The organism is Mesorhizobium sp. B2-4-15 (genome assembly GCF_006658505.1).
Lineage (GTDB): Bacteria > Pseudomonadota > Alphaproteobacteria > Rhizobiales > Rhizobiaceae > Mesorhizobium.
In genome coordinates this window covers 41454-63956 of sequence record NZ_VFUZ01000008.1, presented here as the reverse complement: position 1 = coordinate 63956, position 22503 = coordinate 41454, and the positions used below count along the sequence as shown (strand labels likewise).

At 60.3% G+C, this 22503-nt stretch carries 24 protein-coding genes and 1 pseudogene; 9 read left to right on the top strand and 16 right to left on the bottom strand.

Features of this window, described 5'->3' with window-relative positions; genetic code table 11:
• Positions 1–41 precede the first annotated feature (41 nt).
• Both FJ930_RS11885 and FJ930_RS11880 read left to right on the top strand, forming a co-directional pair.
• Positions 42–695 (top strand): isochorismatase family protein, encoded by a 654-nt coding sequence (locus FJ930_RS11885; RefSeq protein ID WP_141837773.1) that lies wholly within the window; start codon positions 42–44, stop codon positions 693–695.
• A gap of 89 nt (positions 696–784) precedes the next feature.
• Positions 785–1183 carry a DoxX family protein gene (locus FJ930_RS11880; protein ID WP_141837771.1) on the top strand — a complete coding sequence of 133 codons (399 nt, stop codon included), beginning with the start codon at positions 785–787 and terminating at the stop codon, positions 1181–1183.
• Between the two features lie 112 nt (positions 1184–1295).
• Here the strand turns inward: FJ930_RS11880 and FJ930_RS30715 are convergent, their stop codons facing one another.
• Together FJ930_RS30715 and FJ930_RS11875 are read right to left on the bottom strand one after the other, a co-directional pair.
• Complete coding sequence (locus FJ930_RS30715) at positions 1296–1505, bottom strand: LysR substrate-binding domain-containing protein (protein ID WP_281408904.1); 210 nt, start codon at positions 1503–1505, stop codon at positions 1296–1298.
• Positions 1456–2193, bottom strand: a complete 738-nt coding sequence (locus tag FJ930_RS11875) for a LysR family transcriptional regulator (protein ID WP_281408903.1) — start codon at positions 2191–2193, stop codon at positions 1456–1458. Before FJ930_RS11875 ends, FJ930_RS30715 begins: the two co-directional genes overlap by 50 nt.
• Positions 2194–2301: 108 nt before the next feature.
• Between FJ930_RS11875 and FJ930_RS11870 the strand changes: the two genes are divergently transcribed.
• The 5 genes from FJ930_RS11870 (at position 2302) to FJ930_RS11850 (ending at position 7378) form a co-directional block, all read left to right on the top strand.
• A complete protein-coding gene (locus FJ930_RS11870) occupies positions 2302–3372 on the top strand; it encodes an aldo/keto reductase (protein WP_141837769.1) in 1071 nt (356 codons plus the stop codon).
• Between the two features lie 321 nt (positions 3373–3693).
• A complete protein-coding gene (locus FJ930_RS11865) occupies positions 3694–4074 on the top strand; it encodes a cytochrome c family protein (RefSeq protein ID WP_181763354.1) in 381 nt (126 codons plus the stop codon).
• A 302-nt stretch (positions 4075–4376) separates the two neighbouring features.
• A complete protein-coding gene (locus FJ930_RS11860) occupies positions 4377–4838 on the top strand; it encodes a (2Fe-2S)-binding protein (RefSeq protein WP_140746650.1) in 462 nt (153 codons plus the stop codon).
• Between the two features lie 14 nt (positions 4839–4852).
• The gene (locus tag FJ930_RS11855; protein WP_181763353.1) at positions 4853–7027 is read left to right on the top strand and encodes a molybdopterin cofactor-binding domain-containing protein; all 2175 of its coding nucleotides are present in this window, start codon (positions 4853–4855) and stop codon (positions 7025–7027) included.
• A gap of 114 nt (positions 7028–7141) precedes the next feature.
• Entirely contained in the window at positions 7142–7378 is a 237-nt protein-coding gene (locus FJ930_RS11850; RefSeq protein ID WP_141837765.1) for a hypothetical protein, read from the top strand.
• 167 nt (positions 7379–7545) lie between these two features.
• Here the strand turns inward: FJ930_RS11850 and FJ930_RS11845 are convergent, their stop codons facing one another.
• The 6 genes from FJ930_RS11845 to FJ930_RS11820 all read right to left on the bottom strand — a co-directional run bounded on the left by FJ930_RS11845 (position 7546) and on the right by FJ930_RS11820 (position 12064).
• Positions 7546–8292, bottom strand: coding sequence for a ferredoxin reductase (locus FJ930_RS11845; protein WP_141837763.1), 747 nt, complete (start codon positions 8290–8292; stop codon positions 7546–7548).
• Positions 8289–8894, bottom strand: coding sequence for a sulfite oxidase-like oxidoreductase (locus tag FJ930_RS11840; protein WP_141837980.1), 606 nt, complete (start codon positions 8892–8894; stop codon positions 8289–8291). Before FJ930_RS11840 ends, FJ930_RS11845 begins: the two co-directional genes overlap by 4 nt.
• 1079 nt (positions 8895–9973) lie before the next feature.
• Complete coding sequence (locus FJ930_RS11835) at positions 9974–10207, bottom strand: hypothetical protein (protein ID WP_141837761.1); 234 nt, start codon at positions 10205–10207, stop codon at positions 9974–9976.
• Between the two features lie 50 nt (positions 10208–10257).
• Complete coding sequence (locus tag FJ930_RS11830; protein WP_141837759.1) at positions 10258–10647, bottom strand: biotin/lipoyl-binding protein; 390 nt, start codon at positions 10645–10647, stop codon at positions 10258–10260.
• A gap of 252 nt (positions 10648–10899) precedes the next feature.
• Positions 10900–11184: an NAD-dependent epimerase/dehydratase family protein gene (locus FJ930_RS11825; protein WP_246676880.1), complete on the bottom strand. Its 285-nt coding sequence runs from the start codon at positions 11182–11184 to the stop codon at positions 10900–10902.
• 154 nt (positions 11185–11338) lie between these two features.
• Positions 11339–12064 (bottom strand): alkaline phosphatase family protein, encoded by a 726-nt coding sequence (locus FJ930_RS11820; protein WP_246676879.1) that lies wholly within the window; start codon positions 12062–12064, stop codon positions 11339–11341.
• Between the two features lie 296 nt (positions 12065–12360).
• Here FJ930_RS11820 and FJ930_RS30405 point away from each other — a divergent pair.
• Positions 12361–12604 (top strand): annotated as a pseudogene (locus FJ930_RS30405) (ISNCY family transposase); the annotation flags it as partial.
• A gap of 333 nt (positions 12605–12937) precedes the next feature.
• Here FJ930_RS30405 and FJ930_RS11815 read toward each other — a convergent pair.
• The 8 genes from FJ930_RS11815 to FJ930_RS11780 all read right to left on the bottom strand — a co-directional run bounded on the left by FJ930_RS11815 (position 12938) and on the right by FJ930_RS11780 (position 21087).
• Complete coding sequence (locus FJ930_RS11815; protein ID WP_141837755.1) at positions 12938–13294, bottom strand: cupin domain-containing protein; 357 nt, start codon at positions 13292–13294, stop codon at positions 12938–12940.
• A gap of 11 nt (positions 13295–13305) precedes the next feature.
• Positions 13306–14688: an FAD-dependent oxidoreductase gene (locus FJ930_RS11810; protein ID WP_246676878.1), complete on the bottom strand. Its 1383-nt coding sequence runs from the start codon at positions 14686–14688 to the stop codon at positions 13306–13308.
• Between the two features lie 253 nt (positions 14689–14941).
• A complete protein-coding gene (locus FJ930_RS11805) occupies positions 14942–16024 on the bottom strand; it encodes a hypothetical protein (protein WP_141837751.1) in 1083 nt (360 codons plus the stop codon).
• A 30-nt stretch (positions 16025–16054) separates the two neighbouring features.
• Positions 16055–17206: a Xaa-Pro peptidase family protein gene (locus tag FJ930_RS11800; protein ID WP_141837749.1), complete on the bottom strand. Its 1152-nt coding sequence runs from the start codon at positions 17204–17206 to the stop codon at positions 16055–16057.
• A gap of 23 nt (positions 17207–17229) precedes the next feature.
• Positions 17230–17997 (bottom strand): ABC transporter permease, encoded by a 768-nt coding sequence (locus FJ930_RS11795; protein WP_141837747.1) that lies wholly within the window; start codon positions 17995–17997, stop codon positions 17230–17232.
• Positions 17994–18839 carry an ABC transporter permease gene (locus FJ930_RS11790; protein WP_141837745.1) on the bottom strand — a complete coding sequence of 282 codons (846 nt, stop codon included), beginning with the start codon at positions 18837–18839 and terminating at the stop codon, positions 17994–17996. The genes FJ930_RS11795 and FJ930_RS11790 overlap by 4 nt, the downstream gene beginning before the upstream one ends.
• Positions 18840–18898: 59 nt before the next feature.
• Positions 18899–19978, bottom strand: coding sequence for an ABC transporter substrate-binding protein (locus FJ930_RS11785; protein WP_141837743.1), 1080 nt, complete (start codon positions 19976–19978; stop codon positions 18899–18901).
• A 35-nt stretch (positions 19979–20013) separates the two neighbouring features.
• Positions 20014–21087: an ABC transporter ATP-binding protein gene (locus FJ930_RS11780; protein WP_140746765.1), complete on the bottom strand. Its 1074-nt coding sequence runs from the start codon at positions 21085–21087 to the stop codon at positions 20014–20016.
• 162 nt (positions 21088–21249) lie between these two features.
• On the opposite strand from FJ930_RS11780, the gene FJ930_RS11775 reads away from it, so the two are divergent.
• Complete coding sequence (locus FJ930_RS11775) at positions 21250–22122, top strand: LysR substrate-binding domain-containing protein (RefSeq protein ID WP_141837741.1); 873 nt, start codon at positions 21250–21252, stop codon at positions 22120–22122.
• Positions 22123–22503: the final 381 nt, after the last annotated feature.

Below are 22503 nucleotides of genomic sequence, written 5' to 3'. Positions count from 1 at the left end.
TCCGTTCACCGTAAACATCTATCCACAGGAGCAAAACAGCAATGACTACGAATAGCTATACAAAGTCCCGGTTCACTAAAGACAACGCGGCACTTCTGCTGATCGACCATCAGTCGGGAATCTTGCAGCTGGTGCATGACTATTCACCCGCCGAATACCGCAACAATGTTCTGGGGCTCGCGAAGCTCGGCAAAGCCTTCAAGCTGCCTACCATCCTGACCACGAGCCTTGACCAAGGTCCAAACGGCCCGTTTATCCCAGAGGTGCTGAGCATGTTCCCCGATGCCCCGCTGATTCGGCGGCAAGGGATCATCAGTGCGTGGGATGATCCTGAATTCCTGGCCGCGGTCGAGAAAACCGGCCGCAAGAACCTGATCATGGCCGGTGTCACCATCGATGTATGCCTTGCCTTCCCCGCCATGCAGGCGGTCGAGGCGGGCTACAATGTGTATGGCGTGGTCGACGCCTCTGGCGGGAGTGACGAGACCCTTCGCGACCTCGCCATTGCCAGAATGCAGGATCACGGGGTCACCCCCATCAACTGGACAACCGTTGGATTCGAGCTGCAGCGCGACTGGAGGCTGCCGACCGCCCAGGAATTCGGGCCGGTCGTCCGCGATCACTATCATAGCTACAGCCTGTTGATGGACAGCTTCGAGGCCCAGACCGCAAACGCTGCCAGGAAGGCTTCCTAGCTCCTCCCGCACTGTTCCTGACAGTCGACTGCGCCCGATCCCACGCTCAAGATCGGGCGCAACGCCAGGAACCAAAGAGGGATTCCGGCATGAACGCTCGTCGACTGTTTTCCAGTGTCTCGCTGCGACTGCTCTGCATACTCGTCAGTTCGCCGTTTTGGATAAGCGGGCTGAGCAAGCTAGGCGATTGGAATAGCGCGATTTCGGAGATGACACACTTCCATCTGTCGCCGCCAGCACCCTATGCAGCAGCGACGATCCTGATCCAACTCCTCGGAAGCGCCAAGTTGATCGTTGGTCCATATAAATGGCTTGGCGCCATCGCGCTGAGTGGCTTCGTCGCGCTGACAATTCCGGTCGCTCACGACTTTTGGAATCAGGTGGGCGCCGACCGCGCGACCTCTTTGGATTTCGCCATCGAACATATGGCGGTCATCGGTGGACTGCTGGCCGTGGCGAGGCTGGCGGCGGAGAGCAGGTCTCCCTAGCGGTCAATAAGAACCGCAACGAGTGCCCGCAAGGACCACCGCTCGTCGTGAGCGGCTCGCATGCGATTCGCTTGCCCCTTCCGATGGCGCATCGACACGAACTGACCCCGCTTTATGAATCTCGATCCAGAAGGCAGTCGATGAAGGCCCGCAATGCCGGCGTTGGTGAGTGGCGATTCGAATAGTAGAGGAAGAGGCCGGGAAAGGTCGGCGACCAATCCACCAGGACTCGTTGGAGGCGTCCTTCCTCGATTGAACGCACAATGCGATGATCATTGAAGGTGTAGAGGATGCCGAGACCCTGAAGCGCGCCATCCAGCACCACCTCCTGCCTTCGAGGTCAACGGTCCGTCGACCGACATCTCGAACGCCTTTCCATCCTTCTCGAACTCCCAACGATAGACTGCGCCGCTGCCGGGGTAGCGCCAGTTGATACAAGCATGGGCGTGCAGGTCCGCCGGTGTGTTCGGAATCCCTCGCGTACTCAGATAGTCGGGCGACGCGACGGCCATCATCTCCATGTCCGGCGTCAGCCGAACGGCCACGACGTCCTTCTCGAGCCGCTCGCCGGCGCGGATGCCGGCGTCGAAGCGCCCGGCGACGATGTCGCTGAGGCTGTCATCGGAGACGACGTCCAGCACCACGTCCGGATAGCCCCTGTGAAAATGCCCGAGCCTGGGCGCGATCAGCATCGTCGCAGCGTAGCCAGGCGCATTGATGCGCAGCAGGCCGGCCACGCGGCCGGTCGCGTCGACCGCTTCGGTCACCGCCGACTCCAGTTCCAGCATGACTGGCGTAAGCCGCTCGTAGAGTTGCTGGCCGACCGCGGTCGGCGCCACGCTTCGTGTCGTGCGGTTAAGAAGCCTTGCGCCGAGACGGCTTTCGAGCAGGCGTATGGTCTGGCTGAGAGCGGACGAGGACATGCCGAGATGGCTGGCTGCGCGGGCAAAGCTTCCATGCTCGACGATGGCGGCAAATGCCTTCAACTCGGCGAAGTCGGATCCTCTCATTATGCATCAATCTCTAACTAGCCTATCAGGATTATAGCGGATTAACTTATTGGCGGCGACGGTTCATTTTTACTCCGGACAACTTCACCCGTTCCTGGAGATTAACCCATGACCCAATCACTTGACCTTGTTACCTATCGCCTGCTCGGCCGCTCCGGCCTGCGCGTCTCCCCGCTTGCGCTGGGAACCATGACCTTCGGCTCCGATTGGGGCTGGGGGGCAGAACAGGACGAGGCTCAGCGCATATTCGACGCGTATGTCGACCGGGGCGGCAACTTCGTCGATACCGCCAACGCCTACACCAACGGTTCCTCCGAGCGCCTTGTCGGTGAATTCGCCGCAGGCAAGCGCGACCGGCTGGTGATCTCGACCAAATATACGATGGCGACGCGTCCCGGCGATCCGAACTCGGGCGGCAACCATCGCAAGAGCATGATCGCTTCGGTCGAGGAAAGCCTGCGCCGGCTGAAGAGCGACTATATCGACCTGCTTTATGTCCATCAGTGGGAAGGGCTGACCCCGGTCGAAGAGATCCTGCGCGGGCTCGACGATCTCGTCCGCCAAGGCAAAGTGCTCTATCTCGGCCTCTCGGATATTCCCGCCTGGCAGGCGTCAAGGATGCAGGCAATCGCCGACCTGCGCGGCTGGACGCCGTTCGTCGCGTTGCAGAGCGAATACAGTCTGGCCGAACGCACCTCGGAACGCGACCTGATCCCGATGGCCAACGAGATGGGTATGGGCTTCATGCCCTGGGCGCCACTTGCCAATGGCGTGCTGTCGGGCAAATACAGCCGCGCCGATCTCGGCGCTTCGCAGACCGGCATCGCGGGGTCGCGCAAGGCGGTTGCCGGCGCCCACGGCTCCCTGTCGGAGCGCAGCCTTGCGATCGCCGATGTCGTCGGCGAGATCGCGCGGGAAGTCGATCGCTCATCAGCGCAGATTGCGCTCGCCTGGGTCATGGCCAATCCCGGGGTGACGGCTCTGCTGCTCGGCGCTCGGACGCTGCAGCAACTGGAAAACAATCTCGGCGCCCTCGACGTCACCTTGAGCGCCGAACAGATAACACGGCTGGATGCGGTGAGCGCCATCGAGCTCGGTTTTCCGTACAACCTGCTGCACGGCCCATTCCTTCGCGCGGCGGTCAGCGGAGGGGCACATTTCCCGGAGCGAAGCTGGTAGCGAACGGTGCTTCGCAAGCCGACCACTCCGGCAACTCGCCTGCCGCTGGTTGCCGCGTGGTCGGGTGCCGAATGATTGTCGGTATCCAGCGCCCGGCGACGGTGCCCGATGCTTCATTCGCAACGGCGGCGTCAGCGTGGGCGTGATTGGGCGAGGCCAAGCTCACGGAGTTGGCGGCAGTTTTTCTGGGATCTATGTCGTTTCGATCGTCGGATCGTCCCCTTAGGCTGCGAATGCCTCAAGCCGTCAAGGTTCGGCGCCAACCCTCGATGTCACACGGAGAACCTCGATGGCGACCTATTCAGACAGCTTGTGTGCGTCATGATCGGGAGGGCAAGAATCCGTCCGCGGACGATCGCCGTCGTCGTCGCCATGATGGCGGCCGCTTCACCGTCTCTTGCGGAAGGGAACGCCGATCGCGGCAAGACGATCTTCAACAGATGCACCGCCTGCCACTCCGTGACGGGTCAGGACAAGGTTGGCCCGCATCTCAACGGAATCGTGGGCCGCAAAGCCGGATCGGTCGCCGGCGCCCATTATTCCAAGGCTTTGGTGAACGCGGCCATCACCTGGGACGACGCTTCTCTGGATGCTTTCCTCACTGCTCCGGCAAAATTCGTACCCGGCACTTCCATGACCGTCTCAGTGCCGAACAAAACGGACCGCGACGATCTCATCGCATACTTGAAATCGCTGCAGTGACCGATTGTTCTGCGGGGCGTTGGCGGCGATCGTAACGATGATCGTTAGCCGTGCGGTCACCCAGCCTTCATCCCACACGACCTCCACCGCAACATTGATGCGCTCCGGCGAAGTGCAAAGCAGTGCCACGGCAGCGGCTGCGCCAGCGGCAATCGGCAGAGCCGTCGAACGGCAACCGCGCCAATGGCGGTTTTTCTGGGATTTATGTCATTTCGATCGTCGGCATCGCCTCGTAAGCTCCAAATGCTTCAAGCCGTCAAGGCTCGGCGCCAACCCTCGACGTCACACGACGGAGAACCTCGATGGCGACATACAAGATCACGGTGAACGGGCAGCGCCGGGACGTAACCGTTGATCCGTCGACCCCTCTGCTCTGGGTTCTGCGCGAAGACCTGAAGCTGACAGGCACCAAATACGGTTGCGGCATCGGCTTGTGCGGCGCCTGCACCGTGCACCTTGCCGGCGAAGCGACCCGCTCCTGCGGCTTGCCGGTCTCGGAAGTGGGAGACCAGGAGGTGGTGACGATCGAAGGCATCGGCGTCGATCGTGTCGGTCGCACTGTGCAGGAGGCCTGGGTGAAGAAGGATGTCGTGCAGTGCGGCTATTGCCAGAGCGGCCAGATCATGGCCGCCGTGGCGCTCCTCAAGGCAACGCCCCGGCCGTCGCAAGCCGACATCGAGGGATCGATGACGAATCTATGCCGCTGCGCCACTTACGTGCGCATCCGCGCTGCCATCCAGGACGCCTCAACACGGTTGATCTAGCAAGGAGCCGGACCATGCGGTTCGCATACCAGCCTGACAAGGGTCATTTGAGCCGCCGCACCTTCCTGCGCGCATCGGCAGTTGCCGCGGGCGGACTATTGGTTTCGCTGCACTTCGATTTTCCCGCGCTCGCGCAGAACGCCGAGGCGCTACCAGCCCCACCCGACGCATATATTCACATCAAGCCCGACGGGCGGATCGTGATCGCTGTGCGGCACATCGAGATGGGGCAGGGCGTGCTCACATCACTGCCGATGATCGTCGCCGAAGAGCTCGATGCGGACTGGTCCCAAGTAAGCGCCGAGCTTGCCCCGGCGGGAGATGCCTACAAGGCGCCGCCGCTCGGGATACAGAGCACGAGCGGTTCGTGGTCCGTGCGCTATGGCTATCAGCAGCACCGCGAGTTCGGCGCTCGGATCCGCGCGATGCTGGTGGGCGCCGCCGCCGATCGATGGAAGGTGCGCCCAGACGAGTGCCGCACGGAGGCGGGCGTGGTCCGTGGTCCAGGCGGCCAGTCGGCAGGCTATGGCGAACTCGCGGACGATGCTGCGCGCAGGCCCATGCCGGAGCAAGTTGTCTTGAAGAACCCTGGCGACTTCCGGATTATCGGGAAGTCGACGCGTCGCATGGACAGCCGCCCGAAGACGGACGGGTCGCAAAAATTCGCGCTCGACATCGACCTTCCGGGCATGAAGATCGCCCTCATCGCACGGCCACCGGTATTCGGGGCGAGGGTCAAGGCGTTCGACGCGCAGGCGGTCCGCTCGATGGAGGGTGTGCGGGACGTGTTCGAAATTCCCCTCGTCAAAGGGAGCGCCGTGGCCGTGGTCGCGGATCGGTTCTGGAGCGCGAAACAGGCGCGGGACCAGCTCAAGATCGACTGGGATTTCTCCAGCGTAGAGCGCGCCGACAGCCAGGAACTGCGCGCCAGGTATCAGGCCCTCGCCAAAACGCGGGGAACCGTCGCTCTCAGCCGAGGCGACAAGACCGCGCTTTCCAAGACCACGCCTTCCCAACACCTTGTGGCGGAATACGAACTTCCATATCTGGCCGCTGCCGCGCTCGAATGCCTGAACATGACGCTTCGCTACGACGGCGACCGTGCGGAGGCATGGATTCCGTCTCAGTTTGCCACGCTTGACCAGGGCGTGCTCGCCCAGGCGCTGGGACTGGATCCCAGCCAAGTCACGCTGCATGTGGTCTTTGCCGGCGGCGGATTCGGCCGGCGCAGCCCGCTCGACGGCAATGTGCCCTTCGAGGCCGCGGCCATCGCGAAGCGTGTGCGCGGCACGCCGATCAAGCTCATCTACACGCGCGAGGACGACATGCGGAGCGGCTACTACCGACCAATGACGACCCATCGCGTCGAAATCGCCATCGGGGGCGATGGGATGCCGTGGGCCTGGCAACACGTGGCCGTTGGCCAATCGTTCATCATCGGAACGGCGATGGAAAAGACTTTCATCAAGGATGGCGTTGATCCGCTCGTCATCGAGGGAGCGGTGAACAACAAATACCGCATCCCGAACTTTGAGGTGTCGGTACACCATCCGGCGGTGAGCGTGCCTGTCTATACCCTGCGCTCTGTCGGGCATTCACAGAACACCTTTGTCATGGAGACCCTGATCGATGAGCTCGCCGTTCGCGCCAAGGCCGATCCCTTCGCCTACAGGCTGAAGCTTCTCGATCCCGAGGCCACAAAGGTCCGCGATGCGTTAACCCTGCTCGAGGAGAAGAGTCGTTGGCGAAATAACCTTGCCTCCGGCCGTGCCGCCGGCATCGCTTGCGCGGATTATTGGGACACGGGTATCGCCTGCGCGGCCGAGGTCTCGGTCGTCGACAACCGCCCACGGGTCCACCGCGTCACCGTTGCCATCGCCTGCGGGCTGCCGGTGAATCCGCTTTCCATCGAAGCGCAGTGCCAAGGCGCGATCGGCTTCGGTCTCACTCAGCTCATGTCCGCCATCACCCTCAAGGACGGCGAGGTTGAGCAGTCGAACTTCGATGGATTTCGGCCGCCTTACATGTCCGATGCTCCGGCGGCGATCGATGTGTATATCGTGCCAAGCAACGACGCTCCTCTGGGTGTAGGCGAACCCGCCACCCCCGTCATTTCGCCGGCGGTGGTTAATGGGTTGGCGCGCCTCACCGGAAAGCGATACCGTATCCTCCCGATCGATGCTGTCTGAAGCGTCAGTTTTGCTCCACGCGCGAGACAACTGACGGCAAACAACGCCATAGTGTCATGGCTGGGCAAGTCTTGTCGGCAGTCGGAATGAAGAGTGGCGGGAGGAGATTTAATCGTGGTGGCCTTTTCGGATTTGCCGAAAGGCCATTGGGACTGCCATGCGGGATGGCATCAATGGTTCTTGCGCTGCCTAACTGGGTTTTCTCGATTTGAAAACATCATTCAACAGACCGAATACTGGCTGACCCGTCTATACGCCACACGCGACACCGGCGAGATGCTTCAGCTGTCGCCAGCTTTCTGTGCGTGCGCCAATCCCCATAAAATGACCCCACCAATTTCTTCACCGTGACAACGTTCGCAATGTCTTCTGCAGTGAGGCTAAGCCCCCGACTGCGGACGCTCGACCTCGAAGTCAGGACAGAACCGTGCCCCTCGGTCCCGCGGCGGGCATTTCGGTGCTTCCGCTTCGTGCGCCCTTGTTTGCTTTGGCCGGGACAGAGGCGCAGGGTTCACCGTTCAAACGCCGTAACGTTCGGTGCGGATAATTCTTGCAGGGACGCCTGCATCGATCATCGCCTGGCTGGCGGCCGTTACGAACGCGTTGGACCCACAGACAAAGGCGACGCCCGGCGGGCTGGGGAAGTATGCTATAGATTGTGCCACCATCGCCAAGTCGATCCGCCGGGAATGGTCAGCAGGGCGGCGGGCGCCCTCCCGCGTCAGCGCGAGCGCCAGGCTGAAGCCGTCGCCGCGGCGGTCGAGTTCGATCAGCTCGTCGCGGAAGACCACTTCGTCCCAAGTCCGCGCAGAATAGACCAAGACGACTGGCACCTTCGAGCTAAGAGCGGCGCGATGGCGGGCCATCGACGCCAAGGGAACGACGCCGGAGCCGCCACCCACAAGCAGGATCGGTCCTTGGTCCCCCTCCGGCCAGACGAAGTGTCCGCCGAGCGGCCCACGGACCTCGATCTCATCGCCGACCGCCGCCACATCATGGAAGAACGGCGACACCTCACCGTCATCAAGCCTCTCGATCGCGACCTCGACCTGCTCGCCAGCCTCAGGCGCGGAGGCAATGGAGTAGGAGCGTCGCGCCTCGTAGCCGTCGGGCGCGGTCAGCTTGACGTCGATGTGCTGGCCCGCGCGATAGGCGAATGGCTGCAACGGCTGGAGGAAGAAGCTGACGACCCGGGGCGTACGTCTCAAAATTCGAGCGATTGTCGCCGTTTGCCAAGGCGACTGCGGCGCGGTGGGCTCGCTCACGGGTCGTTCGTGTAGCGCTGCTCGCGCCATGGGTCGCCGTAGATGTGGTAACCTCGCAATTCCCAGAATCCGGGCTCGTCACGCTCAGTGAACTGCAGGCCGTTCACCCACTTCGCCGACTTCCAGAAGTAGAGGTGCGGCACCAGCAGCCGCGCCGGCCCCCCATGGTCCGCCGTGATCGGCTTTCCCTCATAGAGCAGGGCGACCATAGCCTTGCCCACCACCAGGTCTTTGGTCGGCACGTTTGTTGAATACCCGTCGAAGGAGTGCGCGAGCGTGAAGGCGGTCGGCGGCTCGACACCCGCGTCGGCGAGGATGTCGTCGACGAGGACGCCCTGCCAAGGTGTGTCGAACTTGGTCCAAGACGTCACGCAGTGGATGTCCCGAGTCATCTTCGTCATGGGCAGGGCGCTGAACTCCGCCCAACTCCACTTCTTGATCGGCCGCGGCCCGTGTTTGAGCGTGAACGACCAATCCTCGGTGCGGATTCTCGGTGTTGGCCCGGCCGACAGGACGGGGAATCCGTGCTCGAGGTGTTGCCCTGGAGGTATGCGTGCGTCCCCAGCCGGCGGCCGGCGTCCTGAAAACCCGCGTGTGACCATCTTGGCGTTGCCTTTCATCAGGCCTTGGTGACCTCTCTTGGAATCATCCTCCGAAGAACCGATGTCGAGCAACAAAAAAACGCTCGCGGCAGGTTTCGTTACGCTTCGCGTCTATGAGCGGACAGTGTTCATTGGGATTTTTTGAAAGTGCTCAGGAGAGGCGACGACAGGAGGCGATCGGCGAACTTAGCCGGTTCGAAACTCGTCTACAGACGGTGATTGATGGGGATGCCGGCATCCCGTCGGTTCGCGGCTAAATTCACGTGAGCCGTTTCCGGTAGGCGAGCGTGCATTCGCGCTTTCCTCATTAACCCGATCCACGCGTACCCACGTTTCACAGGTGCGACCAGCCCATAATTGTCACACTAAATAAGAAAATGCTTATAAGCGTGGATTGGAACTCAGCGATGAGGATAGCGTTGCGCAGTGAGGATACGTAGGACGGTCGCAGGCGAAGCCGACTTTGACTTGAAGCGATCGGCAGCGCCCATTACGATCTCCCTGGTCCCCGTCTTCAGCAAATCGAATGCAAAAAACGCTGCCAAGATTTCCGTCGGTGGCGCGCGCCACCTTCCCGCCGAAATTTGTGCCACAAGGTGACACAGGATTCGCAGCCCGAGCCATACACCACCGGTTTGAGGATGTCCGGAGCAGCCAAACCTTGCGCCATCTAGGTCCAAGGCGCAAATCACACTACCTCGCTAGCGCCGGCCGGTACTTCCCGGATCTTGGCGCTCGCTTATTCGCTGTAGGAGCTTGCGGGATTCCTCAATGATGCGTCGGCTTACCGCAATCGTGTACCGTCGATTTCCGCCTCGGCGCGCTCTTTGTCCAATCGAGCACGCTTGATCGTCGATACGAAATCCGATCGATTCATAACTGAGTGTAACGCGGAAGACGGATGGAAGTTCACGGGGTTGTGGAAGCGCAGAGCGGCGGCACGTAGCGGGCGATCTGCGTCAGCACCGCCCTGCGCCTCGGCCTTGGAAACGTCGCTGGAGGCCCAGTTCACAGCAAGGATCACATCACGCTGCCAGAATGGGCCGACCAATCAGCCCGGTTTTGCCTTTGACACAGGCTCATTTCGTCGCCGCTTCGCATGAGGGCAGCGAAAAATCAACCGCGATCGGATGGATCTGGCTGATCCGGACGATGCCGCCGGTGTCGCTGGCCCGGACACTGTTGCCGGCATCGACCATATGGATGCCGGCGCGGCCGTCCAGCGGCGAGCGTATCTGCGTAAAGCCGAGCTGGGTTTGCTGGATATCAATGGCGGCCTGATCGACCTTGTCGGTAGCCTCAAGCTGCGCCACCGCCGCCTTTGCGGTGTCCAGTACCTGCGTCGTGCCGACGCCCTTGGTGGTCAGGGTCTGCGCCCGGGCGAGGTCCAGCCTGGCATTCGCCAGCGATACGTCGTCCCGCGCCTTGGTGGCTTGCGCTGCGCGAGCGCCGCCCGCAGGGGATGCGGAGCGATCTCGGCGAGACGATCGCCGGCGTGCATATCCTGTCCGTCGACGAAGTCGAGCTTGATCAACTCGCCGTCGATCCGGCTGGTTACGGTCACGGTGCGCAGCGGGGCAACGGAGCCGAGGCCGACAAGAAAGACCGGGACATCGGCTCGGCGCGCGACGTCGGCGACAACGGGAATGGCGGTGTCGGCTGCAAAAGCCTTGACACCTGCCAAGGTGAGGCTCAGCACGCCCAGAGCAAGAGCCTGAAGGATTAGCGTTGATCCACACCGGCCGGCGATCATTCACTCAGTCTCTCGTCCGTCCCATTCTTGCGTCAACATAGACGTGCGGCGAGTTCCTGGCGACCCATGGTCCGGATCATCAGGAAGTAAATCCGCCTTTCAGACTTCAAACTGATGCACTACCGAGAGATTTGATCCAGCGTTGAAAGTCCGGCATCGTGTTCGCGAAGAGGGGAAAGCTGCCGTTCCGCTCTTGGTGCCCCAGGCCAGACGCCCCATATCCGTGTAGTGGCACGCGTTCATCGACCCTTTCTATGAAAGACAGAGACGCCACTGGCATCGAAAACTAGTCCTCGTCCTGGTCCACAGCGCACCGGCGTCCACACCGATATGCGCCTCGACTTCGTGACAGCCGATCGCATGCACCGATGAGGCGTAGATGACGCGCTTGACGCCACGTTTCCGGGCGCCTTCGTAGATGTGGTAGGAACCGCGGATGCTGGAAGCCAGGATCGTCTGCCACTCGCATTCGGGCGGCGCGCCGCCGAAATGCACAATGGCGTTGCAGTCCTTGCCGGCGGCGATCGTTGCCTCCATGTCGGCGAGGTCGGTGCCGCCTCTCGAAGTTGGGCATCATTGACGACAACGTAAGTGATGCCGCGCACGGCACTACATCGTGGCTTCCTGCTCCAGCTCTTTCATGTCCTGAAAACGGTTCGCAACACGGGCTGCGGCATAGCTCTCAAACGTTCTACGGCTCTTTCCAGACGCTTCCGATCGCCGTTCTTACGATGGTGGTACCCAGCGGCGCTATACCTTCGATGTCCTCGATGGTCCGCAGCAATGTGTAGTGGTCGATCCTGTCGGCGTAACGGCCGGGCTTGATGCCAGCGCCGTAAAACACCGTGAATATGTGGTTCTCAAGACCGCCATCGTCCTCGTCGAAGGTTACGACCAGCAGGCTGTTGTGCCTGCGCGACCAGATGGCATAGGTGCGCAAATGGGCCTTCAGCCATGCATCGGCCTGCACGGTCGTGCCGTCATGCATGTCGTTGGCTAGGTTGGGGATGACGAAGCTGACCGCCGGCAGCCGCGCATAGTCGCGCGGAAATTTGGTCAGTGATTTTCCGGCTCCTCTGGCGTCGGCAAAGGATTCCCACGGATTGTGTTTGCGGGGCGATCCGGCCTCGGCATAGCCCACAAAGGCCTTGCCGGCAGCCTGAAGGCGCTCGGCAAGGTTGGACCCGGCAATCTCGTGGATGCCATCGTCGCGCACCCCGTGGGTCGAGCCGCTGAACAGGGCCAGGTAGTTGGGCTGACTGGGATGAGCGACCCCATGCGAATTATAGAATAGGGCGCCGTTCCTCGCCAGGGTCTGCAGATAGGGAGCAGCGCCCGGCTGCGCGATCTGCTCGAAGGAATGATTCTCCATGACCACGACCACTACATGGTCGTATTGCGGCGGCGCATCAGCCATGGCGATAGAGCCTCCATCCAAGGCAGTGCCGCCGGCCAGGATAAGCAACACGGCGAACCGTTGAAGCAGACTATGACTTTGTGGACGCGCGTTCATCTCTCTCTCGAGTCATTTGACCCAATGTCAGTATTTGAAGCATACGATGCCAGCTTTGCGCTTTGGGCATTCCAGACTGCATCTTATGCGAAGAGGCTGTGTAGCAGCTAAGTTAAAAAAAATGTCCGGATCTGGCAAAGTAGGAATGTCGCTCCTGCCTTGCCAATCTACTCGCGTTCGAGAGCGCGGGAGATTGCAGATTGCGACTGGTTTTGATGAGCGAACGCGAGCTGCGACATATCGAGGTTCTACGTTTTAGTTCATCAGGTCCAGCGGCTGTTGAGGACGTTCCAGGCGGATGGCGCTGCGGCTCTCCGGCACAAGGCGCGCGGCCGACATTCCAACAATCGTATCGTTGATGGCGTTCGCAACTTCGCGCTAGAGCTGATCCGCGAGCACTACGTCGACTTCGGTCCAACGGTTGCCCGCGAGAAGCTGATCGAAACGAAAGCGATGAATTTGGGTAGGTAGTCATCGGCAACCGCCGCAACGTCTGGTCGGCAGAGTCAAGAGATCGCTGCCCCGCCGATATCCTGTCCAGTTTGGAAGTGATCCTCCAACAGGCGCTGCGTGTGCCTAGCATGTCCAGTCGTCCCGACGGTTCACTCACGGTAGTAGAGTAGACATACCGCAATGCGCCTCATATCGGCCATTGAGAGGATACTAAACTCTATGATCGCCCTTCTGCGGGCTATCCACATCGTCTTCGGCGCATTTTGGATGGGTGGAACTGTCACTTTGGGCTTCTTTCTCCTGAGGTCTGCTTAGGCCGTGCTGCTAAGCGAGGATGAAGAAGACCTTCCTGACTGGGGTGAGGTTTTCCCATATTCCTTTGAAGCCAGCCGCTACAACGAAGCTATCCCCTGGGCCGAAGGTTCGAGAATCGCCCGCGACGTTGGTCAGCCGCACGCTGCCCTCGAGGATATGGCACAGCTCGTCGTAACCGCAGTCAATCCGTTCCAGATGGGCCTCGGCTTCCCAAATGCCCGCGGTCGCGCCCCTTTCGGCTTTCTGGAAGTGCCGCCAGCTGCGCGGCTGGTAAGGCCGATCGACCGCTGCCGGATCCGACGTGACGATTTCACACGGTTCGATCGCGTCCGTGTCAAAGGGAATGACATGCTTAAGCGAAGCCATGCTTTACTCCTTCATGAATCGAACCCGACGCCGAGCGTATCGAGCGCCTTGTTGAGCAGGGAACGTCGGCCGGTCTCGTCCTCGCGCGCCAGTCCACGTTGAGCCCAGCGAATACTCAGCCATCGAATAGGTTCGGGAGGAAACGGGAATGGTGGACGGCGCAGCATGGCTAGTCGAGTCCGCTCGCTATCACGCTTTCCAAGCAGATCGAGCACTGTCAGCGCGGCGAATCGGCTGGCTGACACACCTTGTCCGGTAAACCCCATGGCGTAGGCAACGCGATCGCCACAAGCCAGTCCCGCAAAGAACGTGGTCCGCGCGGAGGTGTCGATGATGCCGCCCCATGCATGTGTAAATGGCACATGGGCGAGGGCCGGCAATGCGGTTGCGAAGTTCTTTGCCAGACGAGCAAGACTTTGGCTTTGTCTGAGGAAGACTTCGTCTCGTCGCGAGCCAAAGTGATAGATCGCATCAAAGCCGCCCCAAAGGATGCGATTGTCGGCGGTCTTGCGAACATAGTGGAACTGGTTTCCGCAATCGGCTACGCCGTGCCGGCCGGTCCAACCGATCGACGCCAACTCGTCATTGTCGAGAGGTCGCGTCACCAGAGCATAATCGAAAATCGGAATGATCGCGTTGCGCAGGCGGCTAAGGAGCGGAGGCGCAGCATTTGTTGCCAGCACCACATGTCGGGCGCGAATGATCCCACCCGCCGTCCCTAACTCTATTGCGCCTTGTACCACGCGCAACGCGCTGGCGGTCGTGCCTTCATGAATTTCGATCGATTTCGCCAGCGCAACGCGCCGCAGCTCGGCCACCATCTTCCCTGGATTGAGCAAGGCATAGTTCGGTTCGTAAAGCCCGGCTGGATAAACTGGCGAATCGAACTTTTCGCGCAAGCGGTCTCCAGTGAGGATTTGGCAGTCTATGCCGAACCTTCGATAGTTGCTGGCCCAGGACTGGAGACTTTCCACCTGCCAGGGCTTGGCTGCGACGTTCAGCTTGCCTTTCCGTTCGAACTCAGCATCGATGCCGAATTCACCCAGATCGGCCTCAAACTCGTCGAGATTGACCCTGCCTAGGCGCACCAGCGCCTCAGCCTCCTTTGGCCAGCGCTTGAGTGCATTGCCGACGCCATGTGAAATCGAGGGTGCGCAAAAACCGCCATTGCGCCCAGACGCTCCATCGCCGCAACGACCTTGCTCAATCAGGATGATGCGGTCTTGTGGCCGTTGACGTCGTGCCTCAAGAGCGGTCCAGAGTCCGGTAAATCCGCCGCCGACAATTGCCAGATCGCACTTTACGTCGGCCGCCAGGGGAGGGCAGGACGGCTGCGTCACCACGGTGTCGTGCCAGAAAACGCGCCGGTCAGCTGTGGACAGATTGTCGGCCACTGTAATCTCCTCAGGGCCCGATGTGAGACCATTCAGCGTCGACACATGACGTTGGTGGTGTTGGTGAAATTTGTTGGACTTCATCTGTAGTGGCGTGTTCTGCTCATCGAATTTTCCTTTGCCGATCGATATTGCGTGAACGAGAATTCCGCACAGGCATCACTTGGCTGTGGCTGCCGCGGCTTGAGGTCGTGGCCGGCCCGCCGAACCGGCGGAAGCTGAAGTCCGACACCGGCGTGCCGAAGCCGAGTGTTTATTGCCCGGCCAGAATCCGGGCCTTCAGCCAATCCACGTCGTGTTTCGCGCGCTGCTCGGCCTGCGGCATGAAACCCAGCGGATCCTTGAGACTCTCCGGAAGGCCCGCGAAGCCCTCGATTGCCGAATGCACGCTGAATGCCGCATAAGCCGGATTGTAGCCCCCTTCCTGGACGACAAGCAGCCGCCCTGCGCAGAGTTCATCGGCCAGTGCCCGTGCGCGCGACGCCAAGGCGTGGAAGCCCGACATGGTAACGAGCTGCCTGCCATTGGGATCGAACTGACCCGCGTCGACGCCATTTGCAATGATCAGCATTTGAGGTTCGAAGGCCCGCAGTCGCGGAGCCACGATCTCATCGAATGCGCCGAGATATGTCGCATCCGTCGACCCCATCGGCAGTGGGACATTGAGATTGAAGCCCGCACCCGCGCCGGTGCCGGTCTCGTCCACGCCGCCGGTCTCGGGGTGAGTTGGACCCCATGCGCCGTGGTCCATGTGCATGGAGACCGTCAGCACGTCGGCGCGATCATAGAAGCCAGCTTGGGTGCCATTGCCGTGATGGACATCCCAATCGACAATCGCCACGCGGGCTATGCCGTTCGCGATCGCATCTTCCGCCGCGATACCGACATGATTGAAGAAGCAGTAGCCGTCGGCCATCGCGCGCCCCGCGTGATGACCGGGTGGGCGGACCAGCGCAAAGGCCGGTGAGCCCGTCACACGAACGTGGCGGCCAGCATCGAGTGTCGCCCCGGCAGCGGCAAGAAGGGCGGGCCAGGCACCGGGTCTGAGCAACGTTGTCGCGGTAAAACGCCGGCCCTCGTGGGCGGCCCGCTTCACCTCGGCAACATAGGTTTGTTCATGGAAGCGGATCAGATCCGCTTCCAGTGCATGTGTGCTGGTTCGCCAGCGCAATCGCTCCGCAACCGGTCCGCGCTGCAGGACGGACTTCATGTTGCGGATGCGGTCTGGGCCCTCCGGGTGTGCAATCTGAACAGAGAGCATCGGGCTCTCCGGTGCTTCAAAAAAGCCAAATCCGGTATCGTGGAACAGCACATCGTCGTTCCAGAAAACGTCCATCGCGGGTGCCTGTGACATCGCGGTCGCCCTTTAACCCAGGATGGTCAAGGTCGGTGGAAGCTCGGATAGGCTGACGGAGCCCGCTTCGGTGCAAAGCACCGTATCGCCGAGCTTGAGGCCAAAACCTTCGTCGTAAAGCGACAGGTTAGGCTCCATCGAGAACGACATGTTTGGCTCGAACACATGGTCGTCGGCCTCGTCCAGCATCATGGCTTCGAGCCAGGAAGGCGGATAGGCAAGACCCAAGCTGTAGCCGATACGATGGACGCGGGTCTTGGCGAGGCCCATGCGGTTGAGGACCTTGTTGCATGCCGTGTTCGTACCGCCAACCGGCTGGCCGGGCTTGGCGGCGTCCATCGCCGCGTTGAAGGATTCCGTCAGCAGGTCCGAGACCTCTCTGACCCGCGGCGAAGGATTGCCCACCACTGCGGTGCGCATCAAAATGCTGTGGTAGCGATTGCAAACGCCAGCGAGTTCAACGAGGACGACATCGCCGACGCTGACCACTTGGCGATGCGGCATGGCATGCGTCATGGTACTGCGACGGCCGGTTGCCACCATCGGTGAGATTGCGCTGTACTCGCTTCCGGCCTCGCCGAGTGCCATTGCAATCTCGCCGGCAATCTCCACTTCGGAACGACCAGGCCGGATCGCTTCGAAAGCTCGCTTCATGGCGTAGTCGGCCATGCGCGCGGCCGAGCGCTGATACTCGATCTCTTGTGGTGATTTGATGAGGCGCTCTTCGGCAACGGCCGTCGAAGCATCCACCAGTGTCGCATCAGGCAGATATTTCTGCAGCCGGAGGAACTGATCGGGCGAGAATGTGAAGGCATGGGTCTCGACACCGATACGGCCCTTGCCATGGCCGGCGTCGATCAGGGCCTTGGCGACAAGCTCTAGCGGATCCTGGGTGGCAATATCGTAGAAGACCGCATCTTCGATCGCCGAGAGTTCGTGAACGCAAGGCATTTCTGAAGTGCGAGTGAAAAACAGCGCCGGCTGGACCTTTTCGGAGACAATAAGCGCCTGGTACCAGAGGAAGCCAAGGCTGTCGAAACCGGTCAGATAGTTGATATTATCCGGGAAGTTGACGATCAGAGCATCAAGCTCTTTTTTCTTGATGCGGGCACGCAGCTTCTTTTGCCGGTCGCGGTAGGTGGTCAACGAAAATGCAGTCAACATAGTGGTACTCCTGGTCTTTCGAATTAACGCTCGGTCGAGCGCTTAGCGTAGGCGATGAGAGCGATGATCGTGACGATGATCATGATGACGGATACGGAAGCGATGACCGGATTGATGTCGAAGCGCAGTCCATCCCAGATGCGCTTCGGAAGCGTCATCACATTCAGGCCCGAAATGAACAACGTGACTGCAACCTCATCCCACGAGATCACGAAGGACAGGAATGCCGCACCGAAAATTCCGGATCTCACATTCGGCAGCAGTATGTGCCAGAGCGTGATCGAGGTGCTCGCGCCAAGCGAACGGGAAGCGCGCTCCAGTGACCGGCTCAGCCGTGCGAACGCCACCAGCATGGTAATGACGGCGTAAGGCAAGGCTACGATGCAATGCCCGACGACGAGACCGGCGTAGCTGTCGAGAATGCCGAGCCGCGCTTCGAGATAATAGATAATCATGGCGGACACGACTTGTGGCGCGACGATCGGGACCAGCGCGATCGTGACATAGACAGGCGTCCAGCGGCTGTTCATCAGCCAAAGTCCGCTGGCCATGGCCACAGACAGCAGCGTGCAGGAAATTGCGGTGAGGGTGGCGACGATGATGCTGTCCACCCCTGAACCGATCCATTTGGGATCGGTGAACAACGCCACATAGTGTCGCAAGGACAACGCCCTGCTCGGGAACGAGAGAAAGCTCGTTGGCGTAAGCGACAACGGAATGATGACGATGAGCGGCAGCAGAAGAAAGGTAATGACCAGCAGGATTCCGGCCCAACTCGCGAACTTTCTCACGACGCGGTATCCATGAGTCGGCGGATCCCGACGATCTTGATCAGCGCCAACATGAGGGCCACCACGACCACCATAAGGATGCCGCTGAGCGCCGCGCCGAGACCCCAGTTGGAGAGTTGGAACATTTGCAGGTAGATGTACTCTGCCACCATGACCACGCGACCGCCGCCGAGAACCGCAGGTGTCACGAAGAAACCAAGGCTGAAGATGAAGACAATGATCGTTGCCGCCAGCACCCCCGAGCTAGACAGAGGCGCGAGGATGTCTTTGAAGCCTCTCCAGAAACCGGCGCCAAGGCTGCGCGATGCCTGAATAAGCCGGTTGTCGATATGCTGCAGCGACGAAAAGATCGGCAGCACCGCATAGGGCACCAGGAAGTGAGTCATGCCAATCATGACGCCGAGTTCGTTTCGCGCCAACGCCAGCGGCTCAGCGATCATTCCCGTCGACTGCAGAAACGTGTTTGCGAGACCGTTTGCGCGAAGGATCATGAGCCAGGCAAAGGCCCTTATTAGCGAGGAAAGCCAGAACGGGATAAGCACGCCAATGAGCACTACCCGCTTCTTCCATGGCGAGCCGAAACGAAGGTGATAGGCGAGGAAATACGCGATTGCGACGCTGATCAGCGTGACTGCAACACAGATCCTTAGCGTGCGTAGAAGAATGGAAACAACGAGCGGATCCGTTGCGATCTGCCTGTAATTGCCGAAGCCAATGCCACCAGGCGTGCTCATGCTCCAGGCAAGCACGCCAGCAAGCGGTAGAAGATAAGCCAGCACAAGCAAAGTCGGCAGCGGCAGGGCAAGCGAAAAGCCGAGCCAGCTCGCATCACGAGTAGCCATCAGATCGTTTCCATGGGAGACGCCGGCGGAACGCTCCGCCGGCTGGTTAAGAGAAGCGTTTAGCCGGAGATCAGCGCAGTGTACTTATCCAGCGCCTGGCCGTAGTTCTCGGCATACCACTTGTTGTCCATCAGCACCGACCGGTTGAAATTGTCCGGCGCGGATGGACTGATCTTCTGCAGCTCGGGCGACAGGAGCGCGTTGGCAGCCGGATTGACCGGGCCCATACCGTTAACCTCCATCAGTTTTGCCTGCACTGCTGGATCCTGCGCCATGCGGATGAAGCGCATCGCGGCATCGCGTCCGGCCGGGTTGTTCTTGGGGACGAACCAAACGGATGGCGAAACAACGGCCTGATCGAACGTATAATCCACTTGGCCTGAGGTCTGCTTTTTGACCAGCTCGGCGCCCGTGTTCCACACCTGACCCATGGTTATTTCGCCGTCGCGCAGTAGCAGCTGGCTCTCAACTCCTGTCTCCCAATGCGTAAGGATATGCGGCTTCAACTCGGCGATCTTTGCCAAGGCCCGATCGAGGTTGAGCGGGTAGAGTTCCGTCGGCTTGACGCCGTCAGCAAGCAGCGCGATCTCGAGATTTGCGCTCATCCACTTATAGAGCGACCGTTTGCCTGGGTACTTTTTGACATCCCAGAAGTCGGCCCAGCTCTTCGGCGGATCGCCGCCGAACTTGCTGGCGTCGAAAGCGATGACATAGCTGTAGACATAATTGGCAACGCCATAGTCGTGAACGTCCCCGAAGCCGACCAGCGTCTTATCGATGATGTTATAATCCAGCTTTTCGACAAGGTTGTCCTTGCCAAGACGATAAGACGAGTACATTTCGCCGTCGCAGACGTCCCAGCGCACCGCGCCGCTTTCCACCTGCGTTTTGACGGCGCCTTCGCTCGGTCCCCCGCCGTCGACAACCAGCTTGCCGGCGTTGAGCTTGCTCCATGGTTCTGCAAATGCCTGTTCGAACGCAGTCACCGAGTTACCGCCCCAGTTGGCGACGACCAACTGGTCGGCTCCAAAAGCCGAACGCGGGAGGATGGCTCCGGCGGCAGCCGCCGCCATGGCCGATATGCCGAATTGGCGACGTGTCATGTTCGGTAGTGTGAAATGCGATGTTCTCTCAGTCATTGCAAACCCCTCGGTTGTTATGTTTATGCGGTCGGTTACTTTGGAACCAGGTAGCCCGTCCCTTTGGGCCAGCTCAGCCAATAGCTGCGGCCATCCTCGAGGCCGGTGTTGCGGGCACGCTTCGTGCTGAGCCGGACTCGAAATTGCCTATCGGCCTGGTCCCCAAGCAGGGCCTCTACAGATGCGCCAAAATATGTCGAGCGGAGCAGTCGGACACTTATGGCGTTGAGCTGCGTGCCATTCACCGGGAGGGTGGCGTGCAGTTCAACGTCCTCGGGACGAACGCTGAGTTTGCTATCAGGCGCCGGCACGGCGTCTTGCGGACCGCGGCAGATGATTTCGGTATCGCCGTAGTGGGCATGATAGAGATTGGGATCGCCAACGGCCTTGACGCGAGTCACGTCGAGAAGATTGGTTTCGCCAACGAATTCCGCGACGAATGTCGTAGCGGGCTCTTCGTATATCTTGCTGGGCTCGGCGATCTGCTCGACTCTTCCCTTGTTGAAAACAGCAATGCGATCAGACAGGGAGAGAGCCTCATCCTGGTCGTGCGTGACGAAGACGAAAGCCGTTCCCAGTTCCTGATGTATGCGCGTCAATTCAGACTGCATTTCGCCGCGAAGGCGCCGGTCGAGCGCGGAAAACGGCTCATCCAAGAGGAGGAGGTTGGGGCCGAACACCAGTGCCCGGGCCAGGGCCACGCGTTGCTGTTGCCCACCCGATAAGCTCTGAATGCGACGATCCTCGTAGTGTCCGAGCCCGACCGTCGACAGCATGGCGCGGACTTTTCTCTCGCGCTCGGCCCGGGCGATTTTTCGGACGACAAGGGGATAGGCAACGTTTTCGGCCACGCTCATGTGCGGGAAAAGGGCATAGCCTTGGAAAACCACACCGAAGCCACGCTTTTCCGGTGAAAGGCTCGTAAAGTCTTCGCCTCGATGCAATACGCGCCCTTCACTCGGCGCCTCGAAGCCGGCAAGACACATCAGCGTCGTGCTTTTGCCCGAGCCCGAAGGGCCCAGCAGGGTCAGGAACTCGCCTTGGCGCACATCAAGGTTGACGCTGCTCAGAGCTGTGAGCGCGCCAAACCTCTTGCTCACATCCTCCATCCGGATGAACGCGTCTTCGCCGCAGGCTGATGGGTGTTCCCGGAATGACATACGGTCCACTATCGACGTTTTTCTTGATCAGGAACGTAACTCCAATAATGAAATTGACGCAAATCAATAAATATAGCAAATTACGCCAATTAAATTGACGCGGATAAACAGATGCACAATGAGCTGCTCCACCTTTCGTCACTGCGAGCCTTCTTCTCCGTGGCCAAGCTTGGAGGTTTTCCGGGGGCTGCGAGGGATTTGAACGTCACCCCTGGCGCGGTAAGGCACCACATAAGGACACTGGAGGAACAGCTTGGGACCCAACTGGTCGTGCGGAGCCGAAAGGAATTCTCTCTGACGGCATCCGGAGCAGCATTCTTTGCCAAGCTCAGCAGAGCCTTTGAGGAAATTCAGAGCGCCTGCCGAACCGCCGCGAGCGACAGTTTCGAAGGGGAGCTGCATGTGTCCTGTGCACCGGGGCTTGCCGCATTGCGTCTGATGGGCATCCTCGATCGGTTTGCTGACAGATTTCCACTCGTGACAGTGCGGCTCTTTCCCATTGAACAGGCCAGCGAGGCCATGGACGTTGTCATTTCGTATGGCGAGCGGCCGATCCATGGGTCACGATACGCCATCCTGAAAAACGAACGCTATTTTGCGGTTTGCAGTCCCAACCTCTTCTATCGCAATGCCTTGCGTTCGCCGGCTGACCTGCAGAACCATGTACTGTTGCACTCCGATGATGGAGAAGACTGGCAAAGGTTGATCAGGACCAGTGCGGCAGGGCAGATATTGCCTCGACAGCATATGTACTTTCCGAATGCCTACCTGACCCTGCAGGGGGCCCGAGAGGACTGCGGAGTAGCTGTCGGTAGTTCGATCCTCTGCGCTGAGGATCTTCGCCGCGGCTCCCTGATCAAGGTTCTGGATCTCGAGATTCCAGCCCCATATCCCTATTTCGTCATACAACCGAGCGAAACAAAGCGGCCGATCGCGGAGGTCTTTTCTGCAATACTGGTAGAGCAGCTGGAAAACATTGGCTGAATCCGCGCCAACCAGGAGCCTGCTCTGCGCCAAGGCTCCTGAGCAGCGACCGGCGCGACCTGGCAGATCGCTCGACTAGATAACCGCAGCCCCGTTTGACCCCAGATTGAGCTCTTCGGCCTCTGCCGGGCTGGCTGCGGTCGGGCCTCAGCGCCAGTACCAGCGAAACTAGCGCGCGCGGCATTGTTGGGCCCCATCCGAATACTAGCCGAGGAAAGGGCCCCAGTCACTTGGTAACACATCGCGCTAGGTCGGCTCCCGACGCGGCCATTCAACGGAACGGCCGCTTGTTGGTGACTTCGTCCCGATAGCGGTCGGGCAGTTTTCGGCCTCAAACCAGCCGCGCTCATGCGCTCACCGACCCTGGTTGGAAAGGGAAAC

Bases quoted from the DNA above. Each gene is read 5' to 3' on its own strand.
- FJ930_RS11885 (WP_141837773.1), top strand. From the start codon at position 42: ATGACTACGAATAGCTATACAAAGTCCCGGTTCACTAAAGACAACGCG.
- FJ930_RS11880 (WP_141837771.1), top strand. From the start codon at position 785: ATGAACGCTCGTCGACTGTTTTCCAGTGTCTCGCTGCGACTGCTCTGC.
- FJ930_RS11875 (WP_281408903.1), bottom strand. From the start codon at position 2,193: ATGAGAGGATCCGACTTCGCCGAGTTGAAGGCATTTGCCGCCATCGTC.
- FJ930_RS11870 (WP_141837769.1), top strand. From the start codon at position 2,302: ATGACCCAATCACTTGACCTTGTTACCTATCGCCTGCTCGGCCGCTCC.
- FJ930_RS11865 (WP_181763354.1), top strand. From the start codon at position 3,694: ATGATCGGGAGGGCAAGAATCCGTCCGCGGACGATCGCCGTCGTCGTC.
- FJ930_RS11860 (WP_140746650.1), top strand. From the start codon at position 4,377: ATGGCGACATACAAGATCACGGTGAACGGGCAGCGCCGGGACGTAACC.
- FJ930_RS11855 (WP_181763353.1), top strand. From the start codon at position 4,853: ATGCGGTTCGCATACCAGCCTGACAAGGGTCATTTGAGCCGCCGCACC.
- FJ930_RS11840 (WP_141837980.1), bottom strand. From the start codon at position 8,894: ATGGTCACACGCGGGTTTTCAGGACGCCGGCCGCCGGCTGGGGACGCA.
- FJ930_RS11830 (WP_141837759.1), bottom strand. From the start codon at position 10,647: ATGATCGCCGGCCGGTGTGGATCAACGCTAATCCTTCAGGCTCTTGCT.
- FJ930_RS11825 (WP_246676880.1), bottom strand. From the start codon at position 11,184: ATGGAGGCAACGATCGCCGCCGGCAAGGACTGCAACGCCATTGTGCAT.
- FJ930_RS11820 (WP_246676879.1), bottom strand. From the start codon at position 12,064: ATGGCTGATGCGCCGCCGCAATACGACCATGTAGTGGTCGTGGTCATG.
- FJ930_RS11815 (WP_141837755.1), bottom strand. From the start codon at position 13,294: ATGGCTTCGCTTAAGCATGTCATTCCCTTTGACACGGACGCGATCGAA.
- FJ930_RS11805 (WP_141837751.1), bottom strand. From the start codon at position 16,024: ATGGACGTTTTCTGGAACGACGATGTGCTGTTCCACGATACCGGATTT.
- FJ930_RS11800 (WP_141837749.1), bottom strand. From the start codon at position 17,206: ATGTTGACTGCATTTTCGTTGACCACCTACCGCGACCGGCAAAAGAAG.
- FJ930_RS11790 (WP_141837745.1), bottom strand. From the start codon at position 18,839: ATGGCTACTCGTGATGCGAGCTGGCTCGGCTTTTCGCTTGCCCTGCCG.
- FJ930_RS11785 (WP_141837743.1), bottom strand. From the start codon at position 19,978: ATGACTGAGAGAACATCGCATTTCACACTACCGAACATGACACGTCGC.
- FJ930_RS11780 (WP_140746765.1), bottom strand. From the start codon at position 21,087: ATGGAGGATGTGAGCAAGAGGTTTGGCGCGCTCACAGCTCTGAGCAGC.
- FJ930_RS11775 (WP_141837741.1), top strand. From the start codon at position 21,250: ATGCACAATGAGCTGCTCCACCTTTCGTCACTGCGAGCCTTCTTCTCC.